The organism is Streptococcus shenyangsis, from assembly GCF_006385785.1.
Classification (GTDB): Bacteria; Bacillota; Bacilli; order Lactobacillales; family Streptococcaceae; genus Streptococcus; species Streptococcus shenyangsis.
Map to the genome: position 1 here is coordinate 206,728 of NZ_VFSH01000001.1, position 25,528 is coordinate 232,255.

Consider the following 25,528-nt stretch of genomic DNA (forward strand, 5'->3'; position numbering starts at 1 on the left):
CTTTATCATCTACAACTACTGTTGCACCTGGGTTTACAGCTTTAACTTTATCTTCGATCGCTTTCTTCTCTTCTGGAGTTAAGTTAGCTGGATCTTTAACTGCTGTCTTATCTGCTGGTTTAACGATGTCGTTGCCTGCATTTGGTTTAGTTGCAGCTTCTGGATCTTTCGTCAAGTCTGTTGCTGGAATTACGGCTGTCTTACCTTCTGGGGTTGTAACTGTCGCATTTCCTTTATCATCTACAACTACTGTTGCACCTGGATTTACAGCTTTAACTTTATCTTCGATCGCTTTCTTCTCTTCTGGAGTTAAGTTAGCTGGATCTTTAACTGCTGTCTTATCTGCTGGTTTAACGATGTCGTTGCCTGCATTTGGTTTAGTTGCAGTTTCTGGATCTTTCGTCAAGTCTGCTGCTGGAATTACGGCTGTCTTACCTTCTGGGGTTGTGACTGTCGTATTTCCTTTGTCATCTACAACTACTGTTGCATCTGGGTTTACAGCTTTAACTTTATCTTCGATTGCTTTCTTCTCAGTATCTGTAAGTTTTTCTGGATTTGCTACTACAGTCTTATCTGCTGGTTTAACGATGTCGTTACCTGCATTTGGTTTCTTAGTATCTTCAACAGTACGTACTAATTCTTCTACAGGAATAACTTGTGTTTGACCATCTGGAGTTGAAACTTTAGCATTTCCTTTGTCATCAACTACTACAATTGAGTTTGGATTTACAGCTTCAACTGCTGCTTTAATTTTCTCCTTCTCAGCATCTGTCAACTTAGCTGGATCATTTACAACTACTTTATCCGCTGGTTTAACGATATCGTTGCCTGCTTTTGGATCATTTGCTGTAGCTGCAGTTTTCACTACTTGCTCAGGAGTGATGATTTCTTTGTGCCCATCTGGAGTTGTAACAGTAACATTTCCATCTGCGTCTTGAGTAATTTCTTTAGCATCTGGATTTACTTTCTTAACAGCTTCTAAGACCTTAGCTTTTTCATCATCTGTTAAAGCACTTGGATTATTTACAAGAACTTTATCAGCCGGAATATTCACTTCACCTACAGCTTTAATAGCCGCTTTATCTGACTCTTCAATTCCATCAACAGCTTCTGATGTTTTAGCTGCATCTACAGATTTCTTAGCTTGATCTGCGATTGCATCTACTTGAGCTTTAAGATCTTCTTTAGCTTTAGGAGTTAAGTCTGTACGTGCATCAATTGCTTCTTTCTTAGCTTTTGCTTCATCTTCAATTGCTTTACGTGCATTTGGCTTATCTTCTACAACAGGTACAGATTTTTCGATTTCACCTTCAGCTTCTTCTTGAAGTTGCTTAACTTCTGCATCTGTTCCAGCTTTATCGATTTCTTTCTTAGCTCCTTCTGCTAGAGCTTTAGCTGCATCTGCTGCAACTTTCTTCTCATCATCTGTAGCATCTGGAGTGTTAGCAATGTCTTCCAATTGTTTTGCTAATTTATCTTCGATGGCTTTCTTAGCTACTGGTTTAGCTTTGGCTTCTGGATCTACAGCTTTAACATCTGCTACACCTTTATCTTTAGCACCATCTACTGCTGTTTGAGCTTCTGCTGCTTTCTCTGGTGTTTCTGCGTTGCTTGGTTGAGCATCGATTGCATCTGTTGCTTCCTTAGCTTTCGCTTGAGCTTCTTCTTTGGCTTTAGCTTTCTCTTCATCTGTGAGGTCGTTACGGCCAGCAATTTCTGCTTCTTTAGCTTTCAATTCATCCGCAACTGCTTTCTTAGCTGCTTCTTTAGCTACTGGGTTAACTTTGGCGATTTCACCAGTACCAGCTTCTTTAGCTTTATCTACTTCTGCATTGCTTGGTGCTGCATCAATTGCTTCTTTAGCCTTATCTGCTGCATCTTTAGCTGCATCTTTAGCTGCTTTCTTCTCGTCATCTGTCAAGTCTGTACGAGCGTCAATTGCTGCTTCCTTAGCTTTAAGAGCGTCATCGATTGCTTGCTTAGCTTCTGGTTTAGCTTTGGCTTCTGGATTGATTGCTTCAACTGCTCCAGTACCAGCTTCCTTAGCTTTATCTACTTCTGCATTGCTTGGTGCTGCATCAATTGCTTCTTTAGCCTTATCTGCTGCATCTTTAGCTGCATCTTTAGCTGCTTTCTTCTCGTCATCTGTCAAGTCTGTACGAGCGTCAATTGCTGCTTCCTTAGCTTTAAGAGCGTCATCGATTGCTTGCTTAGCTTCTGGTTTAGCTTTGGCTTCTGGATTGATTGCTTCAACTGCTCCAGTACCAGCTTCTTTAGCTTTATCTACTTCCGCATCACTTGGTGCTGCATCAATTGCTTCTTTAGCTTTATCTGCTGCATCTTTAGCTGCATCTTTAGCTGCTTTCTTCTCGTCATCTGTCAAGTCTGTACGAGCGTCAATTGCTGCTTCCTTAGCTTTAAGAGCGTCATCGATTGCTTTCTTAGCTTCTGGTTTCTTAGTTGCTGCTGGATTTACTGCTGTAACATCTGCTACACCTTTATCTTTAGCACCATCTACTGCTGTTTGCGCTTCTGCTGCTTTTTCTGGTGTTTCTGCGTTGCTTGGTTGAGCATCGATTGCATCTGTTGCTTCCTTAGCTTTTGCTTGAGCTTCTTCTTTGGCTTTAGCTTTCTCTTCATCTGTGAGATCGTTACGGCCAGCGATTTCTGCTTCTTTCTTAGCTAATTCATCCGCTACTGCTTTCTTAGCTGCTTCTTTAGCTACTGGGTTAACTTTTGCAATTTCACCAGTTCCTGCTTCTTTAGCTTTATCTACTTCTGCATTGCTTGGTGCTGCATCAATTGCTGCTTTAGCTTTATCTGCTGCTTCTTTAGCTGCTTCTTTAGCTGCTTTCTTCTCGTCATCTGTCAAGTCTGTACGAGCGTCAATTGCGTCTTCCTTAGCTTTAAGAGCGTCATCAATAGCTTTCTTAGCTTCTGGTTTAGCTTTGGCTTCTGGATTGATTGCTTCAACTGCTCCAGTACCAGCGTCTTTAGCTGTATCTACTGCTGCATCTGTTGTTGCTGCATCAATTGCTGCTTTAGCCTTATCTGCTGCATCTTTAGCTAGATCTTTCGCTGCTTTCTTCTCGTCATCTGTCAAGTCTGTACGAGCGTCAATTGCATCTTCCTTAGCTTTAAGAGCGTCGTCGATGGCTTTCTTAGCTGCTGGTTTCTTAGCCGCTGCTGGATCTACAGCTTTAACATCTGCTACACCTTTATCTTTTGCACCATTTACTGCTGTTTGTGCTTTTTCTGCTGCTTCTGGTGTTGCTGCGTTACTTGGTTGAGCATCGATTGCATCTGTTGCTTCCTTAGCTTTATCTTGCGCATCTTTCTTAGCTGCTGCTTTTTCTTCATCAGTTAAGTCAGTACGTCCGTCGATGGCTTTTTCTTTCTCAGCTAATTCATCTGCGATTGCTTTCTTAGCTGCTTCTTTAGCTACTGGGTTTACAGCTTTAACGTCTGCTACACCTTTATCTTTTGCACCATCTACTGCTTTTTGTGCTTCTGCTGCTTTGTCTGGTGTTTCTGCGTTATCTGGTTGTGCATTAATAGCGTCTGTTGCTTCTTTTGCTTTCGCTTTTGCGTCTTCCTTAGCTTTTGCTTTCTCTGCATCTGTTAAGTCAGTACGTCCATCGATTGCTTCTTCTTTCTTAGCTAACTCTTTTGCGATTTCTTCTTTAGCTTTTGTTTTCGCTACTGGGTTTACTTTCGCAATTTCTCCAGTACCTGCTGTTTTAGCTGTATCTACTGCTGCATCTGTTGTTGCTGCATCGATTGCATCTGTTGCTTTCTTAGCTTCTGCTGCTGCTTTATCTTTAGCTGTTTGTTTTTCTGCTGGAGTTAAGTCTTCACGTGCGTCAATTGCAGCTACTTTAGCTTTAAGAGCGTCATCAACTGCTTTCTTAGCTTCTGGTTTCTTAGCCGCTGCTGGATCTACAGCTTTAACATCTACTACACCTTTATCTTTTGCACCATTTACTGCTGTTTGTGCTTCTGCTGCTTCTTCTGGTGTTGCTGCGTTACTTGGTTGAGCATCGATTGCATCTGTTGCTTCTTTTGCTTTCGCTTTTGCGTCGTCCTTAGCTGCTGCTTTTTCTTCATCAGTTAAGTCAGTACGTCCGTCGATTGCTTTTTCTTTCTTAGCTAATTCATCTGCGATTGCTTTCTTAGCTGCTTCTTTCGCTACTGGGTTTACAGCTTTAACATCTGCTACACCTTTATCTTTTGCACCATTTACTGCTGTTTGTGCTGTTGCTGCTTCTTCTGGCGTTGCTGCGTTGCTTGGTTGAGCATCGATTGCATCTGTTGCTGCTTTTGCTTTCGCTTTTGCATCGTCCTTAGCTGCTGTTTTTTCTGCGTCAGTTAAGTCAGTTCGTGCATCGATTGCTTTTTCTTTCTCAGCTAATTCATCCGCAACTGCTTTCTTAGCTGCTTCTTTCGCTACTGGGTTTACAGCTTTAACATCTGCTACACCTTTATCTTTAGCATTATTTACTGCTGTTTGTGCTGTTGTTGCTGCTTCTGGTGTTTCTGCGTTATCTGGCTGTGCATTAATAGCGTCTGTTGCTGCTTTTGCTTTCGCTTTTGCATCGTCCTTAGCTGCTGTTTTTTCTGCGTCAGTTAAGTCAGTTCGTGCATCGATTGCTTTTTCTTTCTCAGCTAATTCATCCGCAACTGCTTTCTTAGCTGCTGCTTTTGCTACTGGGTTTACTTTCGCAATTTCTCCAGTACCAGCTTCCTTAGCTTTATCTACTGCATCGTTTGTTGTTGCAGAGTCGATAGCTTTAGTTGCTTCTTCTGCTGCCGTATTATTTTTCGCAATAGCTGCATCTTTTTCTGCTTGTGTTAGATTTGGATTTGCTTTAATTGCATCTTCTTTAGCTTTACGAGCTGTTTCAACATCTGCTTTTGCTGCATCTTTCTTCGCTACTACTGGATTATCTCCTACGATTGCAGTAGTACCAGCTGTTTTAGCTGTATCTAATGCTTCTTTTGTTGTAACTTCAGGTTTCGCTATTTCATCAAGAGCTTTTTTCTTATCAGCATTTACTTTATCGATTGCTGCTTGTTTCTCGTCATCAGTAGCATTTGGAGTTTTATTAATCTCGTCAATTTTGGCTTCTGCTGCTTTTTCTACTGCCTCAATAGCTGGTTGTTTATCAAGAGTTACGAATTCTGATAATGATCTTGTATCTTTAGATCCGTCTGTGTATGTTACTACAAGATTTCCATTAGCATCTTTTTCTACTGATTTAATCTTAGTCTTAGCATCTTCAGCATCTACAGCTTTACCTTTTTTCTCTGCTAAGTTAGCATCATCATTACGCTTAGAATACTCAATTTGTAATTTTTCTTTGATTTTATCTAACTCATCTTGCGTTACGTTAGCTGGGTCTGTTACAGCTACTTTTTCTGTTGGAGTCGCTATATCGTATTTAAATGTTTGATTTTTAACTAGGAAGTGAGCGTATCCTGGTTTTTGTCTCGCATTAGGATCTTTATCTAGCGCTCTATAATCAGTGTTTGAAAGTTTACCATCGTTGTCTTTAGAAACAATAAAACTTGTCCACTGTTGCCCAGCTGGTAGATTAGTTTTACCAGTCATCTTGATAGTAGCAGTTCTTTTATCTTCAGATACTGAACCTTCTCCAGTCACTGCACCATTTTCAACTTTACCTGTTGGTAATCCATAGCCTGCTGCATTATTCCCTGAAATATCTCCAGGTCCACGTAGGTATAGATCTTTCACTTCATTTTCATCTGTACCTTTGAAAGTTAAATCAGTGTTTTCACCTGTATAAACATAGATTTGTTTATTAGCTTCATTCGAGTATGGAAGTGCTACTTTTGGAGCTACGTTTACAAAATCTGCTAATGCTTTTGTATCTTTAGAACCATCTTTATATGTTACTACAACATTATTTCCTTCTCTAGTAATACTTTCAATACGCTCATTTTGGTTTTCAACATCTTTACCTTGTTTATCAGTCAGATTTTTATCTGGGTTTGTAGTAGAGTATTGAATCTTAATACTATTTTTAATCTGGTTAAACTCGTCTTCTGTGATATTATTAGCATTTGCTACAGTAACTTTTGTCTCTGGATCTTTAATATCATATTTTGCTGTTTGAGCTTTTAATTTGATAGTGAATGATCCTGGATCACTTGCATATGCCTGCTCTGTTGCAGTATTTTTGATATAGGCACCATCAGTATCTGTAGCCGTTGCATAGCGAGTTACAATTTTCAGCTCTCCTTCTGCTGTTTTAGGGAATAAACTTGCAGAAATTCCAGAATTGTCTTTTGAAATGTTACCTTTAATTTTTACAATAGCAGGGGTCTCAGCTGTTGCTACTGTTTCAGTTGAAATTTTTTCAACTGTTGTATTAAACTCATTATTTAAAATATTTGGATTTAATGCATCTTTAGGTGGTTGTTCTACATTTCCACCGCGGGTTATTGTTGCTGATGCTACTTTCCCATTGTCATCCTTAAATTTAATAGGAATATCGAAATCTTCATTAGCATATACGTAAACGTCTTTTTTACCATCTACAGAGAAAGGAATTTCTACTGTTGGCGCTGCGTTTACACGTGCTACATTTGCAACTGGAGTAGTGTCTACTGAGTCATCATTATAGGTAACTGTGACTGTTCCACTTGCAACATCGATGTTTTTTACTACTGAAGATCTATTTGCTAAGACTTCCCCTTTGTGAGACGCTAGTCGAGCATCTTCTCTAGTTGCAGTATCAGAATATTGAATCTTAATTTTCTCTTTGATTTTAGTAATCTCAGGCGCAGTTAAGCTGTTAATATCAGCAACAGGAACTTTATTCTCCTCTGCTACTGGTTGAATATCGTATTTATATGTTTGAGATTTAACAACTAAGTTGAACCCACCAGGAGCTTTTAAGTTGCTACCTGCAGCCAGCTTTTCACCATTAGAATTTTCAAGTTGTAAATATCTTGCTCCTAATACTGCGTTTTGATCTTCAGTTTTTTTGTAAACTGAAAGTCCTTTAAATTCATCATTTGGTTTACCAGTTATTTTAATTGTTACTGGACCTTTAGTTGAAGTTAGTGTCTGACGATAAGTCCAACCAAAACCATCTATTTCATTTTCTTCTTCAACAGGTTGAGGTTTCGTACCAGCTTTTACTGCATCTCTCTTAGATTTTAGTAAGAACTGACCACTTCCACTTTTAACTGTTGCTTTAGTAATATCTCCAGCCGTTGAGTTAACTGTGATATCGATGTCTGCGTCTTCTTCATTATAAAGGTAAATTTCTTTTTTATTAGAATTAGAATATTCCATAGAATAAGTAAAGTTACCTTGAGTTTCAGGTGTTTCCGCACGGAAAGCATTGTTTTTGTCTAATGCTTGTCCATTACGTTCGTCTTTTGAACCGGTATTTTCGATAGAGTTAGATTCTGATTTTTTCTCAGTGTTTTCTGCTTTTTTACCTACAGTTTCTTTTCCGTTAGTAGTGTCTACTGCTGGAGTTTCTTTTTTCTCTACAGGTTTATTTTTTAATTTAGTGTTAGCTGTAGTGACAAGTTTACTGTAAGCTTTTTTTAGTTCAGCTTGAGTAGTTGCATTCGCTAATGTAGCTTTTGCAGATTCTAAGTCAGCTTTTAATACTGCAACACTTTCTTCCGTTTTGTTATCGTAAGAACCGTTAGAAAGTTTTGTCTCAATTTCTGAAATGTAGCTTTCAAGTTGAGTTTTATTCAAAGCTGGTGTTACTGCTTCTGCTGGTTTAGCAGTAGCCTCTTCCGAAGTTGGTTTGTTTTCAGAGGCTGGCGCTGAAGCTTCTACAGATGGTGTATCTTGTTTGCTTAGCTCATTAGCTGATACAGCTCCATTACCTAAGAACATGAAAAGAGCAGCGACCGCTACACTAGCCGCTCCAAAGCTATATTTACGAATCGAATAACGCGTGACTTTTTCACGGTGCAAACGTTCAACACGACTCATGGGATTTTTGTGTTCCATTTTATTCTCCTTTTGGAATTAGTTGATTTAGCTTCTACATAACAAAATTTATTACTTAAAACGAATAAGCAATATTCTCTTATGCATGCAGAAACCTACATTCGTATTCTACCCTATTTTCAATATATATGCAAACTTTTTGACTTCAAATTTTTGCAAAAAAAAAAGCGTTTTGGGAAAGCAAGGAATTTTCAGACAATTTAAATTTGCATTTTTTTACGTTTGAATATATATTTAATCTCTATATTATACTATTGTATTTTTGTTCGATTTATACGTAATTGCAGAAGATATTACATATATATAATTAGAATCAGAGTAAGTTTAAAAACAAGCATTGACTATTAGCCCAAAATAAAACATGCTATCTAGTTCGATAACATGTTCCCATTCTCATTTATAGTAAAGCCTCAAACTCAGCGACAGTCATGCCCAATTGCTGGCTAGCAACTTCAGATGTCAGTAGCTGTTGACGGACTAGATTTGCTAACATAGCGAAACTTCCTTCAGCTTTCCCACGCTCCAGTCCCTGTTCAAGACCACGCTCTAAACCTTGTTCAAGACCTTCCGCCCTAGCAGTCTCCAAGGCATAATCCTGAGCCAATAACGCTTGTTCTTCGCGCATACGTAGTTGACTAAACATTTTTCTGTCCTCCTCGGACCAGCTTTTGTAGTCCAGCAGTTGATCTGCCTGACTGATGGCTCGCTCGGGTTCTTGAGTAAAGGGTTTATTCCCGAAAAACTCCAACCACGGCTTACGAACCTCGTCTTTGCTGGTTTCTCTATATTTTTTTAGTTCTAAGAACGCCATCTTGACCAAATGGTTTTCTTGACCGTTATTTGTGATGGTTAAGACTTCACCTGTCGTGTTCTCCCGCATACTAAAGCTATGAAAAGCCAAGTCATCTGAAAAGTAATTACTGTCTACGATAGCGATAGCATATACTGGTGCAATATGTTTATAGCTCTGGTGGGTATCACCTTCTCGTTGGCGAATTTTTTCTAAGTTTTGATTGACCTGACTGCAAAGGTAAGCCCACAGGCGATTGATGAAAAAATTCTGATGATGGACTTGTATTTCGATAATAACCTGTGTCCCATTGTCCAACTCCGCTAAGACGTCTATACTGGTATAAAAATCCTGAGCCGAGTACGGCAGGGAAGGCAAGACATGAATATTGCTTCCCTCCAAAATAGTTACATTTTTGGTTGGTAAGTCCAGCATATCGCGGATAAATTGACAAGTGATTTCTGGATTGCTGAAAATTTTCTTAGCTACCAAATCATTGGTCGGGCTGATGCCCGGATGTCTTAAAGTCATCCATTTCCTCCTCTTATTATACCACAGTTTTAAATCTAATTTTACTAGATTCGATGGTTCTATCTATTTATTCGGAAAGGAAATGAATTGTGAAAATATTTTATCTCGTTTCAACTAAAATATGAGCTTGATCAACCAGTTGTCTATCCACATTCAGATTTCGATAAAAATTCAAAGTTCTATCAGTAGCAAAGTACAGAGTTAGTATGATCAGATCTTTTTTGGTTTCCCCAGCTTGAAATGACGGATTTTAAGCTCAAATCTTAGTTTCTAAAGGATTACTATTTTGAACTACACCCTCTTATTAACAACTTTATCCACAGCTGTGGATAAAGTTGTTAATAACTAAACATCCTCAAAAGTTTCTTATTACCGTGTGAAAAGTCTTGACTTTTCTAACTAACTACTATTCTCTACCGAAGATCCTCCCTCCTAGCTAATAATTAAAATTCTCTCCTCGTCAACAAGTGATACTCAATGAAAATCAAAGAGCAAAATAGGAAGCTGACCTAGTTTGAAGAGATTTTTGAAAAGTATGAAACAGTAGTGTTTACAAATATTGCCGTACTTCCTCCCTTTAATTTTCTACATGAAATAGACTATCAATTCAAAAAATAGTTAAGCAGATATATACACATGATTATCCACAAGTTGTTGATAACTTCTGTGAATTACCCAATTTTTAGGAACCATTTCACTCTCAGTTGTCTATTATCTCTAAGGTTAATGAGCTATTCCCACTCTTATAAATCTGTGGAAAAGTCTGATAATCACTTCATGTTCATACAAACTGTAATTTTTAAGAAACAAGGTCAAATCTTACACAAGCGCAAAAACCATCTCTCTGAATATTCATTATTACTGTATATCAGAAATAGTTTGTATTCACAAATCTTTCTAGTTATTCCCTTATCATTCCAAATTAAGGAAAACAACATACAATAATTTTAGTTAAATGTATATCAATGTTCTTTGCTTTTCTTAACAAACGCAATGCAAAAAGAGCCTGTTGCCAAGCTCTTTAGTCTATTATTTCTTCTCAGCACGGAGGGCTGACAAGATTTGTGTACGGATATCATCTACCCCATTTGGCGTATTTGGTAGAAAAATGGTTTGATTTCCTTTAGAAGCAAAGGTATTCAAGGTATCCAAGTACTGGTTGGTCAAGAGGATGGACATGATTTGTTCTTCTGTCATGCCAACATTGGCTTCCTTGAGTTCTGTGATAGACTCTGCCAGTCCATCCACAATGGCTTTACGTTGTTGGGCAATCCCCACACCATGAAGGCGATCTTTTTCTGCTTCGGCTTCAGCTGCAGTGACGATTTTAATCTTGTCTGCTTCCGCCAATTCTTGCGCTGCGACCCGCTTACGTTGCGCCGCATTGATTTCATTCATGGATTGCTTGACTTCTGCATCTGGTTCAACCTTTGTAATCAAGGTTTTCACAATAATATAACCGTAAGTAGTCATTTCTTCTGCTACCTGATGTTGAACTTCAAGGGCAATCTCATCTTTTTTCTCAAACAATTCATCCAAGGTTAATTTGGGAACAGAAGAGCGAAGAGCATCTTCGATATAAGATTTAATCTGAGATTCAGGACGCATGAGTTTATAGTAAGCATCTGTCACGCTCTGCTCGTTGACACGGTACTGGGTCGCCACATTCATCATAACGAACACATTGTCCTTGGTCTTAGTCTCAACCACAATATCACTTTGCAACAAGCGCAACTGAATCCGCGCTGCAATCGAGTCAATCCCAAAAGGCAAGCGAATGTGAATACCGCTATTGGCAACCTTTTGGTATTTCCCAAAGCGTTCAATAATCGCCACCGACTGCTGACGAACCACATAAACTGTACTCAGTGTGACTATCACCAATAGGAGCACACAAACCACCACAAAAATCATCAAAAATGTTGCCATTATCGTGACCTCCATTATTATTTTTTCCTGTATTATAGCACATTTAAAGAAGGTTGTGCAGTTTTTACTGCAATTTTTCCTGAAATGTCAATAATTAGAGGTGAAACTACATTTCAAGTTAGTAATCGCTTTTTTCATTACATTAACTTCTATAGAATCTACATCAATAGTCAGGGAATAACTTGCCTTAACTTTTCCTTCGTGCTATACTAGTGATTGAAATTAATAATGGGAGATATTTCATGAAAACAGCAAAAACTACTGTTACAATCCTTTCTGCACTTGCTTCTGTCGTCTTATTGGCTAGTTGTGCAACAAAGTCCACAGAAACACAGACAAGCAATAATAGCTCATCTGATAATCAAATTACAATGACATATGACCAACTACGGTCAAGAGAAAACACTATGTCAACCCTTTGGTACCAAAAATCAGCTGAAACTAAAGCTTTATACATACAGGGTTATAACGTTGCAACAAATCACCTAAAGGAATTGCTCAAAACAGAATCAGACAAACCTTACTCTATCGTTTTAGACTTGGATGAAACTGTCCTAGATAATAGCCCTTATCAAGTACAAAATGTCAAAGACGGTACAGCATTCACACCCGAAAATTGGGATGTTTGGGTTCAAAAAGCTGCAGCAAAAGCCGTCCCTGGAGCCAAGGATTTTCTTCAGTTTGCTGATCAAAACGGTGTCCAAATCTACTATATTTCTGACCGCTCAGCTAATCAAGTGGATGCTACTATTAAAAATCTTGAAAGTGAAGGAATTCCTGTTCAAGGACGTGATCATCTCATGTTCTTAGAAAGTGGTGTAAAATCCAAAGAAGGTCGTCGCCAAAAAGTTCAAGAAAAAACAAATCTTATCTTATTGTTTGGTGATAACCTCGTAGACTTTGCAGATTTTTCTAAGACTTCTGAATCTGACCGTGATAAACAACTTGAAGAATTGCAAAAAGAATTCGGTGAAAAATTCATCATCTTCCCAAATCCAATGTACGGATCATGGGAATCAGCTGTATACGGTGGTAACAAACTAGATGCTAAAGGTCAAGTAGAAGAACGCCAAAAAGCCTTGCAAGGTTTTGATAAATAAAACAAATAAGTTGATTCTACATAAAATTAGGTTAACTTACAATCTTCAAAAAGTGGATAGGAAGGAATTCTGATAATCAGAAAACTTTCCTATCTACTTTTATGATTGATATAACATCTGATACTATACGTTTTTTGATTTTAAAGACTTTGTCGCCTAGACCCTGTATTTCAAGCATTAAGTGAGGTTGATGAGCTAAATTTATTGTGGTATACTATTTTTGTCATCGGTTACCGATTACGTTCCTTACGGTTCGTGAGAGCCTTATCATAGAGCTCGTTCTTACTATTATAGCAGACGTCTTCGCAGGAATTATCTTGTATTTCGTTTGCAAATGGCTAGATGGTAAGAAGCAGACCGAGTGACTAGCCTATCAACACCCGTTAAATCGCTAAGATACGTCAAAAAAGCCCTTAACTACTGGCATAGTTAGGGGCTTTGGTGTTCTAATGAACCTTGCCTATCGAGTTTATTCTAACATACAGGTCCAGATATTTCAAGAGCTTTATTTATTTTTTACAGTTCTGGAAAGGTCTATAATGAAGTTAGCCATCTAATATCTAAAAACCGACTAGCTCCTATGAACTAGTCGGTTTCTCATCAATGCGCCAACATTTCTTGGGCGATTTCTTGGCCAGATAGGTTATCTGGATAGTAGGTTGGCCAGTTATCCATTTCTTCAAAGAGGGCTTCTTGGCTTGTGCCTCCAAAGAAGATATGGAAATGTTCTGCCTTAACTGGGGCGATATTGTGGTCACTAAACTGAACATACTTGAACTGTCCAGCATCAGCATCTGTCGCTTCAAAGAGGAAGCGCACACCACGATTGCCTTTCTTGTAAGTCAAGATTTTCTTTCCAACATACTTATAAGTATATTTCTTGATTTGTCCACCTTGAACAAATTCCATAGTATTATCAGTAATGTTAATCTTAGTGACATCTGTCTGATAGCCTTTTGTATAGTAGGCCTTGTACTCAGCCTGAGTCATCTTGCCAGTCAACTTAGCCTTGTAGTCAAAGACTTGATCAAACGTGCCATCTTCAAGGAAAGGATAAACTGATTGCCAGTTACCTGCATAGTCACTCAAGGTGCGATCCTTGACAGCTGTATCCTCAAAGTAACCATTTTGGACTGTTTTGGTATCCTCTGCTTTTTCAGGCTCAATTGCTGGGCCTTCTTGGTCCGTTGTTTGTTTCAGAGCCTTGAGGTTTTTCTCCATAACGGAAATATAGTTTTCGCCAGCCTTGGTGTCCTCTTCTGTCAGACTTTCCAAAGGATTGAGGACATCTGTTTTGACACCTGCCTCTTTTGAAAGTGTGTTAGCAAGGGCCTGTGAGGCATTTTCCTCAAAGTAGATATAGGCAATTTTATTTTTCTTAACGTACTCTGTCAATTCTGCCAGACGAGCAGCTGATGGTTCTGCATCTGGAGAGATGCCTGAGATTGCGACTTGTTTGAGTCCATAGTCTAAAGCGAGATAGTTAAAGGCTGCGTGTTGCGTTACAAAACTCTTTTGTTTGGCTTGAGACAAACCTTCTGCATAAGCCTTATCCAAGGCTTGCAATTTTTCGATATAAACAGCAGCATTCTTCTCAAAGGTCTCTTTTTTATCAGGATAAGCTGCTGACAAACTATCACGGATGTGTTCTACAAGTTTAATGGCACGAACTGGTGATAACCAAACATGGGGATCGTACTCATGGTGATGGCTTTCTTCTCCATGGTCATGGTCTCCCTCTTCTTCCTCTCCACCTGGCAAAAGCAACATATCGCCTGTAGCCTTGATGGTTTTGACCTTTTTCTTATCCAAAGTATCTAACAATTTAGGTACCCATGTTTCCATGTTTTCATTTTCATAAACGAAGGTATCTGCGTCTTGGATTTTGGCAACTGCCTTGGCAGACGGTTCGTATTCATGGGGTTCTGTACCAGCACCGATTAGGAGTTCCACATTAGCCTTATCTCCTGCGACTTGCTTGGTAAATTCATAGACAGGATAAAAGGTTGTCACGATATTTAGTTTACCATCCACCTGCTTTTGATTGGAACAAGCCACTAAAAACAAGGCACATAGACTGACTAGCAATAAGCTAATTTTTTTCACGTTCGTCTCCTATTTGATAAAACGTCTTACTAAACTGATTAGTATAAAGACAGTTACAAAAATAATGGTAATACTTGCACTTGCAGGTGTTTCTGCATAGTAGGAAATGTAAAGTCCTGCTACCATTCCCAAAAATCCAATAGCACTGGCAAGCAGCATAACCGATTTAAAGTTTTTCCCCAGACGCAGGGCAATACTAGCTGGCAAGACCATGATAGTCGATACCAAAAGAGCTCCTGCAGCAGGAATCATAAGGGCAATGGCCACCCCTGTCACCATGTTAAAAAGAATAGACATGGTACGAACTGGCAGACCATCCACAAAGGCCGTATCCTCATCAAAAGTCAAGATATACATAGGACGAAGGAAGAGGAAGGTCAAAATCAAAACAACCGCCGCAATGACAAAGAGGGAAATGACCTGCTCCTCACTAATAGTCACAATCGAACCAAAAAGATACTGGTCCAAACTCATAGAACTAGAGCTTTTACCCTTGCTCATGACAATCAGAGAAACAGCCAGACCCGTTGACATGAGGATAGCTGTCCCAATTTCCATAAAGCTCTTGTAAACCGTACGGAGATACTCCAAAAAGACCGCCGCAATCAAGACAATAGCAATAGTTGAAATAGTCGGAGAAATCCCCAGAACCAACCCAAAGGCTACACCCGAAAGCGAGACGTGGCTGAGGGTATCACTCATCAAACTCTGACGACGCAAGATAAGGAAGGTTCCCAATACTGGCGAGAAAAGACTCATGGCAATAACCGCCAGAAAGGCGCGTTGCATAAAGTCATAAGATAATAAACTAAGCATGACCCACCTCCTGGTCATTCTCATGAACGTTGAAACAACGCCATGGCGAGTCTTGGTTACGGACTAGATGAATATTGCGGTCCGCATAGTCCTTAACTTCTTCAGGGTCATGAGTAATCATCAAAACAGCCTTGCCATGATGATGGGCGCTGTGGTGCATGAGTTCGTAAAATTCGTTTTTACTTCCTGCATCCATCCCCGTTGTCGGCTCATCTAGGATAAACACATCTGGATCAGAAGCAAACATACGCGCAATCACCGCTCGCTGCTTTTGTCCCCCTGAGAGAGAGCCCAAGCGTTTGTCTCGGTGTTCCCACATGCCAACTGAGTCCAGACTAGCCTTGATATGCTCCTCATCATGAGCATTCAAGCGACGGAACCAGCCCTTTCGCGGATAGCGACCCGACTTGACAAATTCGTAAACCGTACTTGGAAAACCAGCATTAAAACTGGCAATCTGTTGGGGAAGATAGGCTATTCTCAATTTCTTACCTTGTGTATTTGTCTTTGAAATAGTCACCTTGCCAATGCGTGGTTGGAGGATACCAAGACTAGCCTTGATCAGTGTCGTCTTAGCTGCCCCATTCTCCCCTGTCAAGGTAACAAATTCCCCACTATCAACACTATAATTGATATGTTCAAGAACGGGCTCCTTATCATAATGGAAAGATAAATCCTCTACCGTAATATATCTCATTATTTGATTTCTCCTACTAAAGCAGTCAAAAACCGCTGAATCACTTTTTGTTCATTTGGAGTAAACTGAGTCGCCACTTGTTCATAGGTTAAAAGTGTATGCTCATGGTGATGGTGGTGCTCCTCAGCAATTGGACGAGCCAAATCAGTCAACTGATAAAAAATCACACGCGCATCCTTCGGATCTTTAGATGTTTCCAACATCCCTTCCTTGACCAAAGACTTAATGGCCTTGGTAACTGCCGCCTGACTGACATTGAGACGACGAGCCAAATCTGAATTTGTTAAAGATTCCTCCGATAAGAGCATGAGGATATGCTCCTGGGTATTGGTCAGAGCTACCTCGCTAGTACAATGACCTATTAGGATTTCATGTTGGTTTTCCGCCTGTAAAATCACCTCATTCAAAAAGCCATCGATATCCTTCGCTAGCTGTCTCATATCTGACTCCTTTCCTTTTGGACTTCTCTTTTTTAAGAGAAAAATACTATTCTTTGGAATTTTATTTACCAGTTAATTATATCACAAGCAAAAAAAGAGTCAAGAAAAAACGTGAAAATAGGCTTCATTCTTGAACTCTTCTACATTATTATCTATTGAAATTCTTTGACATCTCCATCATATGTCGCCCAATCTTTGCTGAAAAAGCGTTCATTCAGATGATAAGTCGGAGCTGGTGTAGGATTGGATAGGAAAGGATCAACTGCCTTATCAAAAGCCAACCAACCCAACCAACCAAGGTGGATAGTATCCTTCATAAAGAAAGGCTCCCCGCCGTCCTTAGAAAAATCTGCTATATTGGTAAAACCTTGACTTTCTAACTGGTAGCGAATCTTCTGCACCGTTTGTTGGTACATATCCTCTCGTAGACCAGCATAGTCCATCCATTTTTTATTAACAGGTGGAATAATAAAAATCGGGTTTACTTTAGATTTGGAAAATTGAGTTAAAACCAACTGCAGGTCATTATACTCTGGCGACTTAAGATAGGTAAAGCTTTTCTGAGAGTCCTTTAATTTCTTCAAATCCTTCTTGATCTGCGTATTATAGAAATAATTTTCCATTCCCAGATCATTATTGGAAGTATTCTTTTCAGCATCTGCTTTAACAATATCTTCTATCGCTTGATAAGAAAACTGGTCTGGCAATGTCTTTAAATATCTGGTTACATGCTTATCGTAGTTAACATAGCCTCTGACCGAAAACTGGCCAAAAAAGGAAGCTTGGTGTTGGTTAAAACGAGCCAATAATTCAATCATTTTATTGTCTGCTGTCGATAATTCTTCTTTACTTGCCAACTTCTGAACCAGGTCCTTCATAGCTACATTTGGAAACTGCTGCAGTAAGCGAGTCGCTGCATATTGGCTAGCCTGATCTCCAGATTGATTTTCCAGAAAACTGGTCAACTGGTCTCCATTAAAATACTGCTGGAAGGCAGCTGGTTCATAGCCATTTTTACTGAACCACTGAGGCGAGATAACATATACAACTTGTTTATTCTCCAGTTGTGGCAGCATCTGTTGCATTCCAAAATACTGGTTAAGCGATGCAGCTCCCCTCTGTCCTAAAAGATAAGGACGGTAGGAGCGATTGTATTTCTCAGCTAATACCGCAGGATGAGCACCATCAAAACGAAGCCATTCACTAGAGCCAAAGAAGGGAACAAAACGCATATTTGGATCAGATAGAGCTCTGACCTTTTGACTTCGCTCCTTAAAACTATCGATAGTAGTAGCCACCGCTGAACGCTTTTCAGCTCCTAGATTATGACGCATCTCAGTAGGATAAAAGAAAATGAGCAGAAAAACCAACAAACCAGCTATCAAGACCGGTCCGAAGATCATCCATAAGCGTTTAAGCATTTTGTAGCTCCACAATACCAGCTATGATTTTATTAGCTGTATTCCAGTCATCACGACCAAACTCTGTTACAGGGACACGAATGTCAAAACGGTTTTCAATCTCCACAATCAATTCAACCGTTCCCATGCTATCCAAGACACCTGCATCAAAAAGATCTTCATCCATCATGTCAGAAACATCTTCCATAAACAATTCATCAATAATTTCGATAACTTCTGATTTGATATCCATATTTTATTTCCTTTTATTTTTTAAACCATAAATCATTCAAAAATCCAGAAAAGATTAAGAATGATAGCATGACGACATGGAAGGTGACAACCATGCCAAGCAACTGAATCCAGCGATTCTCAGGTAGAGTAGCATTCCCTGCTTTTTTCCGCTCCTTATTGAGCGTTTTTTTCTTGCGAATCCAAGCGTCATTGATAACCAGTCCAATCCCATGAAAGAGGCCATAGGCGATATAGTACCAGGTCACTCCATGCCAAAATCCCATAATCAGCATATTTACAATGTAGGCCACACTTGAGGTTACATTACGATTTTTAAAGACCTTCTTTCTGGTCAATACCATGACCATCCGCATAAACACAAAGTCACGGAACCAGAAAGAAAGACTCATGTGCCAACGATTCCAAAACTCCTTTAAATCCCTTGATAAAAAGGGCTTGTTAAAGTTAATGGGACTACGGATTCCCATTAAGTTTGAGATGGCTAAGGCAAACATAGAGTAACCTGCAAAGTCAAAGAAGAGCTCCAGACCAAAGGTATACATAACCGCTAAAGCATAGAGGTTAAAGAAACCACCTGATTGCAAGGCTAAATTCTTCAGAGGAGGCAACAAGGTCTCTCCTAAAACATGAGCTAGGATAAACTTATACAAAAAGCCCCACATGATATAGCGAACAGATTCATCCAGCATATCCATCAACTCATCCCGCTCAGGAATGGTCTGATAATTTTCATTAAAACGCTTAAAGCGATCAATTGGACCACTTGAAAAAGTCGGCATGAAGAGTAGAAAGCGGAGGAATTCCCAGAGGGTAAAATCCTTAATCACTCCATCTCTCAGCTCGATGATAATCCCAACCGAACGAAAAGTCAGGTAAGAAATTCCCAAGAACCCAAGCAAAGACTGTGTTCCATTGATAGCTGGTTGCACCTTGACAAAGATAATCGGAAGGAGGGACAGAAAACTAACTAGATAGAAGACCCACTTGCCATCCTTACTTTTTCGATAATGCTTGTAGAAAAGCAAGAGCAATATCTCCCAGCAAAGGTAGATACCCAAGGCAGCCAATTGATTAGTCTTCCCACCTACCAACATGGTGACGATAAAGAAGAGGCTAACCAGCACTTCATACCAGGCAAAGCGTTTCTTAAAAAAGAGGCCAATAAAGATAGGTAAGGTTGCAGCAATCACATAGACAAAATACTGAGGATTGCCGTATGGCTCTAAATGAGGAAGCTGTTGAAAGAACTCCATCATCTCTCATTCACCTCGTTAATCAATCCTTTGATATCAATTTTTCCATTTGGAGTCAGTGGCAAACTATCTCGATAAAGGAATTTAGACGGCATCATGTAGGACATCATGATGTCTGTCAAGTCTTCCTTAATCGCCTTGGTAATATCGATATCACGTTCAAACTGCTCGCGGACACCATCTTTTAAGATGACATAGGCTAGTAGATTTTGTACCTTGTGGTCTTTATTATAACGTGGAACAGCAACAGCAGACTCGATAAAGCGAGACTTATTAAGGTTTTGAGAGACATCTTCCAACTCAATGCGGTAACCGTTGAACTTGATCTGGAAGTCCATGCGTCCGCCGTAGAGAAGCAAGCCCTCATCTGTCATAGTTCCCACATCGCCTGTGTGATAGGCTGGCAGTCCTTCGAACTCAAAGAAGGCTTCCGCTGTTTTTTCAGGATTGTTCATATAGCCTTTTGACACAGCTGGTCCAGAAACAATGATTTCTCCCTGTTCCCCATTTGGTAGTTTATTACCTTCCTCATCAATGATAAATGTTGGAGAATCAGCCTTGGTATAGCCGATTGGGAGGCGTTTGAGAGTCGCTAACATCTCATCTGTCACGGCAACTGCTGACAGAGCCACTGTCGCTTCTGTTGGGCCGTAGGCATTGATAATACGAGCATGCGGGAAACGTTCGCGCAGTTTTTGAGCCGTTTTGACCGTCAATTCTTCGCCATCAAAGTAGAAATGCGTGATACCAGGCATTTTCTCGCTATTAAAGTCTTCTGACAACATGGCCATATCTGCAAAAGAAGGGGTTGATGTCCAGATAGCGATTGGCAATGAAAAGATGGTCGCAAAGAGTTGCTTAAAGTTCTGAGTAATGGCTGAAGGAAGGGCAAAAAGCGTACCACCCAGTGCCAAGGTCGGCGCCCAGTACATGACAGACAGGTCAAATGAGTAAGGTGGCTGAGCCAGCATTTGTGGACGACTTGGCGTCGCAAATTCCTTGTCCGTAATCATCCAATTGGTAAAGCTGAGGAGGTTATCATGTGAAATCTGCACTCCCTTAGGCTTACCAGTCGTACCAGAAGTAAAGATGATGTAGTAATTATCATCACCCTTGACTGGATGCGTGATCTCATAGCTATTTCCTTGAGCAAAGGCTTCCTTAACCTGAGCTAGAGTCATCATTGGTGTAGAAACCTGCTCCAATGGGAAGTCTGAGATCGCAATAATCAAGCTTGGCTCTGCTACTTCTAAAATTGCCGAAACTCGCTCCAAGGCCGAATGGCTGTCAATGGGAATGTAGGCATGTCCTGACTTAGTCAGTGCTACAAAAGTTGCCAACATTTCATATTCTTGGCCTCCAAAAACGACTACAGGAGACTTCTCTGGTAAATCCAGTTGATCGATGGCTGCAGCCAAACTATCCGAATCAGTCTTTAAATCTCCATAAGTGTGTTCCTGCCCCAAAACATTATAAACAGGATAGCTAGGCTGTGTCTGAGCAAAATGCTCAATGGTTTCAATCATATCTACTATTGGTTTATTTGACACAATAGGGGTTCTCCTTCAAGTTAAAATTCATTATAGATAAAGCCTCCTTGACCCTGACCAAGATAGCTAAAGAAGTAAAGCAGCCCTAGAAAGATAAGAAAATACAAGGCTGTCCGACCAAGAAAAAGGTACAATTCTTTTCTTTGTTTCATCAAGAAAAACCATTCATTTCTGTAATTTTTGTTAAAATAAGATGAACTCTTACTATAGTATTTTTCTACCATTGTACCACTTTCTAGGGTGTTTTTTCAATTGTTTACCGTACATTTTCACTACATTTCAGCTTGTTTTAAGGATTATGCGGTTTTTCTATGCATATTTTTAAAAAAAGCCTGAGATTTCCATCTCAAGCCCTATCAAAAATAATTGTTTTCTAGATTAGAAAAGTGAGAATACAAGCACAGCCAAGGCTGCTCCGATAACAGGTCCTACAACAGGAATCCAAGCATAAGACCAGTCTCCGTCTCCCTTGTTTGAGATTGGCAAGATGCTGTGCATGATACGAGGTCCAAGGTCACGCGCAGGGTTCAAGGCATAACCTGTTGTCCCACCTAGTGATAGACCAATACCAACAATCAAGGTTCCTACTGCAAAGGTTCCGATACCTGCCTGAAAGTCGTAAAGACCCAAAGCAAAGATTGTCAAGACCAAAACAAAGGTTCCAATGATTTCGCTAATCAAGTTTGATACAGTATCTTTGATGGCTGGTCCAGTACTGAAGGTTGCCAAGATATTTCCTGCATTTTCTTCTGCCTCATAATGCGGTTTGAATTGCAACCAAACCAAAACCTGACCCAGCATAGCCCCTGCGAACTGAGCTAGGATGTAAGGGAAAACGGAAGCCCAAGGCAAACCACCTTTTAAAGCCACACCAATTGTCACAGCTGGGTTTAAATGAGCTGGACTGAGCTTCCCAGATACAAAGACCGCAACTGCAACTGCAATCCCCCAACCCATAGTAATCACAATCCAACCTGCATTGTTGCTCTTGGTTTTAGGAAGAACCACACCTGCAACAACACCATTTCCTAGAAGAATCAGGATTAAAGTCCCTAGAAATTCTCCAAATAATTCATTCATCATCTTTCTGTCTCCATTAAAAAGGAGGAGAGGGTAGACTAGGAGTCCTACCCGCCACCTCTTTTATTTTTTCTTAATTTTTTAATTCTGCTAAATCGTTGTTAGCAAGAGCTGATTCGACATCCGCACGGTAGGCTACTTTTTCTTCTTCTGACCAGTCATAGAATCGTCCCATTTCATTCAAAACTGGCTCAACGATGCTATCCAAGCTATCACGCATAAAGAGCATATGGTTGGTACGACGAAGAAGGAAGTCAACTGGGCTAAGAGCCAACTCATTGCGCATTGCATAGTGAAGTGACAAAGTATCTGCCAAGCTGAGTCCTGGCGCTTGTTCCAAGCTATGAGCAAGGGCAAAGACTTTCGGTGCATTTGAACCGTATAGATTTGCGAGATAGTGGGCTTCCTTGCTATCCAATCCACGTGACACTCCAAGTTGCGCAAAGGCTTCGATTTCTGAATCCACATTTGCTGGGTTCAATTCTCCACCTGAAACAGGGTAAGTCTTAGAGTTGATGAGTTTAAAGCTGCGATCAAATTCTGCTTTGAGGATTTCAACCACGCGCTCCATAGCTCCTTCAGCCATCTTACGGTAGTCTGTGATTTTACCACCAGCAAGAGTCAAGAGACCATTATCATCACGGTCCAAGCTAGAACCACGAGAAACTGCAGATGGATCCAAATGCTTCTCAGATGTGCTGCTTTCAAGCTTGCTGACAGCAGACTCAACATCTTCACGCGTTTTTTCTTTAGAAAGATAAGATTCAACAGTCGCAATCAAGTTGTTAAAGCTTTCATCACTAATGGTTCCGTTATTTCCTCCATTGTAGTCAGAAGCGCTATTGCCTGCAATCAATGGACGAAGACCTGCCCAGCTACTTTCAATGTCAGCAACAGTAATATTTGCTTCTGGGAAGCGGTTGTTTACAATACCAAGTAAGTAATCAACATCTTCTTGAGTTACTTTTGGATGTTCTAAATCACCTGTATAGTCTGTGTCTGTTGTACCAAAGTAAGTCTTGTTTTCACGTGGGAGAACAAAGACCATACGACCATCACCCAAACCTGTATCAAAGTAAACTGGTTGAGAAACCTTAATCTTACTTGAATCCACTACCAAGTGAACTCCCTTAGTTGGACGCATTTGTGAGAATTGTGTTCCCTTATTAGATAAATTGCGTACCTTGTCGCTCCAAGGACCTGTTGTGTTAATAACCAGACGGGCCTTGATTTCAAAGACTTGGTCTGTCAACAAATCACGAGCTACGACACCTGTAATCTTGCCACTTTCGTCAAAGAGGAAGCCTTCTGCTTTAACGTGGTTGGCAATGAGGGCACCGTCTTGGTTGGCACGTTTGATGTTTTCAATCACGAGACGTGCATCGTTGTTACAGAAGTCAAGGTAAACCCCACCTCCTACCAAGCCTTCTTTCTTCAAGTTTGGTTGACGTTCCAAGACTTCTTCCTTGCTCAAGACCTTGTTAGCAGCTGGCGTATTGTTAACCCCTGCCAAAAGGTCGTACAAATCCATGGCTACTTTCAGACGGAAGAGGCTAAAGGTAGCTCCATCTTCATCGTAAACTGGCAAGAGCATTGGATCTGGTTTTGGAATGTGTGGAGCGATTTGTTGAACCACTGCACGTTCAGAAACTGTATCTGATACCACTTCTACGTCAAATTGTTTGAGGTAACGCAGACCTCCGTGAACCAATTTTGTTGAACGGCTAGATGTTCCTTCTGCGAAGTCCCGCATTTCAATCAAACCAGTATCTAGACCACTAGCTGCTGCCTGTAAAGCTACACCAGCCCCTGTGATTCCTCCACCGATAATCAAGAGGTCCAGGGTACGTTCCTGCATTTTTTTAATTGATAATTCACGTGTTTTCTTTGAAAATTCCATACTTACACACTTTCTAACTGAGTCGCTTTATTCTCCCAGTATTAGTCGTCTACTTCCGCAAAGACTTGAGTTGCTTTCACAGCCTTCTTCCAGCCTTTGTAGAGTTGTTCCTTGCGGGATTCGTTCATAGATGGTTCAAAGAGTTCTCCTGTCTCATTCAAGAGTTTCAACTCATCCAAGTCTTTCCAATAGCCCACTGACAAACCTGCTAGGAAGGCTGCCCCTAGAGCTGTTGTTTCTAAGTTTTTGGCGCGTGCGATGTCGATTCCCAAAATGTCGGCCTGGAACTGCATGAGGAAGTTGTTCATAGCTGCACCACCATCTACTTTCAAGACCTGGATAGCTGTCTGCGCATCCACTTGCATGGTGTCGATGATGTCACGTACTTGATAAGCAATTGATTGAAGAGTTGCCTTGATAAAGTCTTCCTTACTTGTTCCACGAGTCAAACCAAAGACAGAACCACGAGCGTTTTGGTTCCAGTATGGAGCACCTAGACCTGTAAAGGCTGGAACGACATAAACTTCATCATCGTTGTGAGAATCACGAGCGTATTTTTCAGATTCTGGTGAATTCTCAACCATGCGAAGACCATCACGAAGCCATTGAATCGCACTTCCTGCGATGAAGATAGAACCTTCTAAAGCATAGTAGACCTTGCCATTGATTCCGTAACCAATTGTTGTCAAGAGGTTGTTTTCAGACAACTGCATTTCTTCCCCAGTGTTCATGATGATGAAAGAACCTGTTCCATAAGTATTTTTAACCATACCTGGTTCAAAGGCCAACTGTCCAAAGAGAGCTGCCTGTTGGTCCCCTGCCATACCTGAGATTGGCACTTCTCCACCATAGAAATGGAATGGAGCTGTCTTACCATAGATTTCAGAGTTAGAACGAACTTCCGGAAGCATAGCCTTAGGAATGTTGAGAATTTCCAGAATCTCATCATCCCATTTGAGTTCTTTAATGTTATAAAGCATGGTGCGAGCTGCGTTTGAGTAGTCCGTCACGTGAGCCGCACCGTCTGTCAATTTCCAAACCAACCAAGTATCAATGGTACCAAAGAGCAATTCACCCTTTTCAGCTCGCTCTTGAGCACCCTCTACATGGTCCAAAATCCAACGAACCTTGGTAGCTGAGAAGTAAGCATCGATAATTAAACCAGTCTTTTCATGGAATTTTTCCACATAACCTTGGTTTTTCAGTTGTTCAGCCAGAGGAGCAGTTTGGCGTGATTGCCAAACGATAGCATTGTAGATAGGAAGCCCTGTTTTCTTATCCCAGACAACCGTTGTTTCACGCTGGTTGGTAATCCCGATTGCCTCGATTTGATTTGGCTTGACACCACTTTCGATGAAAGCACCCGCAATAACTGACTGAACAGAGTTCCAAATTTCATTAGCATTGTGTTCTACCCAACCTGCGTGAGGGAAAATTTGAGTGAACTCTTTTTGACTAGAGCTAACCTTTTCCCCTTTTTTGTTGAAAATGATGGCACGAGAACTTGTTGTTCCCTGGTCAATAGCCATGATGTATTTTTCTTGTGACATGTGATGTCCTCCTCATAAAGATCTTGAGGATGTCTCCTCTTTACACTAACTAGTATACAAAATAAAGCGCTTTCTTGTTTATCAACTTTTTTTAATTTTTAAAAAAATGTGAGGAGATTGTGTAAA

The 25,528-nt window shown here is 40.3% G+C and carries 16 protein-coding genes and 1 pseudogene; 1 reads left to right on the plus strand and 16 read right to left on the minus strand.

The window, feature by feature from the left end; genetic code table 11:
• From FJR77_RS01110 to FJR77_RS01125, 4 genes and pseudogenes are all read right to left on the minus strand, one after another.
• A partial coding sequence (locus tag FJR77_RS01110; protein ID WP_216629097.1) for a DUF1542 domain-containing protein occupies positions 1–8,005 on the minus strand: 8,005 nt, incomplete at its 3' end.
• A 397-nt stretch (positions 8,006–8,402) separates the two neighbouring features.
• Positions 8,403–9,326: an Rpn family recombination-promoting nuclease/putative transposase gene (locus FJR77_RS01115; RefSeq protein ID WP_140833995.1), complete on the minus strand. Its 924-nt coding sequence runs from the start codon at positions 9,324–9,326 to the stop codon at positions 8,403–8,405.
• A gap of 100 nt (positions 9,327–9,426) precedes the next feature.
• Positions 9,427–9,567, minus strand: a pseudogene (locus tag FJR77_RS01120) (alpha-L-fucosidase); the annotation flags it as partial.
• Positions 9,568–10,355: 788 nt separating this feature from the next.
• Positions 10,356–11,240, minus strand: coding sequence for an SPFH domain-containing protein (locus tag FJR77_RS01125; RefSeq protein WP_004235732.1), 885 nt, complete (start codon positions 11,238–11,240; stop codon positions 10,356–10,358).
• Positions 11,241–11,497: 257 nt separating this feature from the next.
• Here FJR77_RS01125 and FJR77_RS01130 point away from each other — a divergent pair, with 257 nt between their 5' ends.
• The gene (locus FJR77_RS01130) at positions 11,498–12,355 is read left to right on the plus strand and encodes a 5'-nucleotidase, lipoprotein e(P4) family (RefSeq protein ID WP_049532988.1); all 858 of its coding nucleotides are present in this window, start codon (positions 11,498–11,500) and stop codon (positions 12,353–12,355) included.
• Positions 12,356–12,955: 600 nt separating this feature from the next.
• Here the strand turns inward: FJR77_RS01130 and adcA are convergent.
• From adcA to glpK, 12 genes are all read right to left on the minus strand, one after another.
• On the minus strand, positions 12,956–14,461 hold the full coding sequence (gene adcA, locus FJR77_RS01135) for a zinc ABC transporter substrate-binding lipoprotein AdcA (protein ID WP_140833993.1): 1,506 nt from the start codon (positions 14,459–14,461) through the stop codon (positions 12,956–12,958).
• A 9-nt stretch (positions 14,462–14,470) separates the two neighbouring features.
• Positions 14,471–15,277, minus strand: a complete 807-nt coding sequence (locus FJR77_RS01140) for a metal ABC transporter permease (protein ID WP_049551168.1) — start codon at positions 15,275–15,277, stop codon at positions 14,471–14,473.
• Entirely contained in the window at positions 15,270–15,974 is a 705-nt protein-coding gene (locus FJR77_RS01145) for a metal ABC transporter ATP-binding protein (RefSeq protein ID WP_140833991.1), read from the minus strand. Before FJR77_RS01145 ends, FJR77_RS01140 begins: the two co-directional genes overlap by 8 nt.
• Positions 15,974–16,414 (minus strand): zinc-dependent transcriptional regulator AdcR, encoded by a 441-nt coding sequence (gene adcR / locus FJR77_RS01150; protein WP_001249312.1) that lies wholly within the window; start codon positions 16,412–16,414, stop codon positions 15,974–15,976. The genes FJR77_RS01145 and adcR overlap by 1 nt, the downstream gene beginning before the upstream one ends.
• Before the next feature lie 152 nt (positions 16,415–16,566).
• The gene (gene dltD / locus FJR77_RS01155) at positions 16,567–17,835 is read right to left on the minus strand and encodes a D-alanyl-lipoteichoic acid biosynthesis protein DltD (protein ID WP_140833990.1); all 1,269 of its coding nucleotides are present in this window, start codon (positions 17,833–17,835) and stop codon (positions 16,567–16,569) included.
• Positions 17,828–18,067, minus strand: coding sequence for a D-alanine--poly(phosphoribitol) ligase subunit DltC (gene dltC / locus FJR77_RS01160; RefSeq protein ID WP_000351967.1), 240 nt, complete (start codon positions 18,065–18,067; stop codon positions 17,828–17,830). Before dltC ends, dltD begins: the two co-directional genes overlap by 8 nt.
• 13 nt (positions 18,068–18,080) lie before the next feature.
• Entirely contained in the window at positions 18,081–19,325 is a 1,245-nt protein-coding gene (dltB, locus tag FJR77_RS01165; RefSeq protein WP_060805984.1) for a D-alanyl-lipoteichoic acid biosynthesis protein DltB, read from the minus strand.
• The gene (gene dltA / locus FJR77_RS01170; protein WP_061759627.1) at positions 19,322–20,872 is read right to left on the minus strand and encodes a D-alanine--poly(phosphoribitol) ligase subunit DltA; all 1,551 of its coding nucleotides are present in this window, start codon (positions 20,870–20,872) and stop codon (positions 19,322–19,324) included. Before dltA ends, dltB begins: the two co-directional genes overlap by 4 nt.
• Positions 20,873–20,892: 20 nt before the next feature.
• Positions 20,893–21,024 carry a teichoic acid D-Ala incorporation-associated protein DltX gene (locus tag FJR77_RS01175; protein WP_000813666.1) on the minus strand — a complete coding sequence of 44 codons (132 nt, stop codon included), beginning with the start codon at positions 21,022–21,024 and terminating at the stop codon, positions 20,893–20,895.
• Positions 21,025–21,250: 226 nt separating this feature from the next.
• Positions 21,251–21,955: an MIP/aquaporin family protein gene (locus tag FJR77_RS01180; protein WP_140833988.1), complete on the minus strand. Its 705-nt coding sequence runs from the start codon at positions 21,953–21,955 to the stop codon at positions 21,251–21,253.
• 70 nt (positions 21,956–22,025) lie between these two features.
• Positions 22,026–23,852 carry a type 1 glycerol-3-phosphate oxidase gene (gene glpO / locus FJR77_RS01185; RefSeq protein ID WP_140833987.1) on the minus strand — a complete coding sequence of 609 codons (1,827 nt, stop codon included), beginning with the start codon at positions 23,850–23,852 and terminating at the stop codon, positions 22,026–22,028.
• Between the two features lie 41 nt (positions 23,853–23,893).
• Positions 23,894–25,402, minus strand: a complete 1,509-nt coding sequence (gene glpK, locus FJR77_RS01190; RefSeq protein ID WP_140833985.1) for a glycerol kinase GlpK — start codon at positions 25,400–25,402, stop codon at positions 23,894–23,896.
• Positions 25,403–25,528: the final 126 nt, after the last annotated feature.

What these genes read in the sequence shown, in the direction of transcription:
- FJR77_RS01115 (WP_140833995.1), bottom strand. Translation starts at nt 9,326, where the DNA reads ATGACTTTAAGACATCCGGGCATCAGCCCGACCAATGATTTGGTAGCT.
- FJR77_RS01125 (WP_004235732.1), bottom strand. Translation starts at nt 11,240, where the DNA reads ATGATTTTTGTGGTGGTTTGTGTGCTCCTATTGGTGATAGTCACACTG.
- FJR77_RS01130 (WP_049532988.1), top strand. Translation starts at nt 11,498, where the DNA reads ATGAAAACAGCAAAAACTACTGTTACAATCCTTTCTGCACTTGCTTCT.
- FJR77_RS01140 (WP_049551168.1), bottom strand. Translation starts at nt 15,277, where the DNA reads ATGCTTAGTTTATTATCTTATGACTTTATGCAACGCGCCTTTCTGGCG.
- FJR77_RS01145 (WP_140833991.1), bottom strand. Translation starts at nt 15,974, where the DNA reads ATGAGATATATTACGGTAGAGGATTTATCTTTCCATTATGATAAGGAG.
- adcR (WP_001249312.1), bottom strand. Translation starts at nt 16,414, where the DNA reads ATGAGACAGCTAGCGAAGGATATCGATGGCTTTTTGAATGAGGTGATT.
- dltD (WP_140833990.1), bottom strand. Translation starts at nt 17,835, where the DNA reads ATGCTTAAACGCTTATGGATGATCTTCGGACCGGTCTTGATAGCTGGT.
- dltC (WP_000351967.1), bottom strand. Translation starts at nt 18,067, where the DNA reads ATGGATATCAAATCAGAAGTTATCGAAATTATTGATGAATTGTTTATG.
- dltB (WP_060805984.1), bottom strand. Translation starts at nt 19,325, where the DNA reads ATGATGGAGTTCTTTCAACAGCTTCCTCATTTAGAGCCATACGGCAAT.
- FJR77_RS01175 (WP_000813666.1), bottom strand. Translation starts at nt 21,024, where the DNA reads ATGAAACAAAGAAAAGAATTGTACCTTTTTCTTGGTCGGACAGCCTTG.
- FJR77_RS01180 (WP_140833988.1), bottom strand. Translation starts at nt 21,955, where the DNA reads ATGATGAATGAATTATTTGGAGAATTTCTAGGGACTTTAATCCTGATT.
- glpO (WP_140833987.1), bottom strand. Translation starts at nt 23,852, where the DNA reads ATGGAATTTTCAAAGAAAACACGTGAATTATCAATTAAAAAAATGCAG.
- glpK (WP_140833985.1), bottom strand. Translation starts at nt 25,402, where the DNA reads ATGTCACAAGAAAAATACATCATGGCTATTGACCAGGGAACAACAAGT.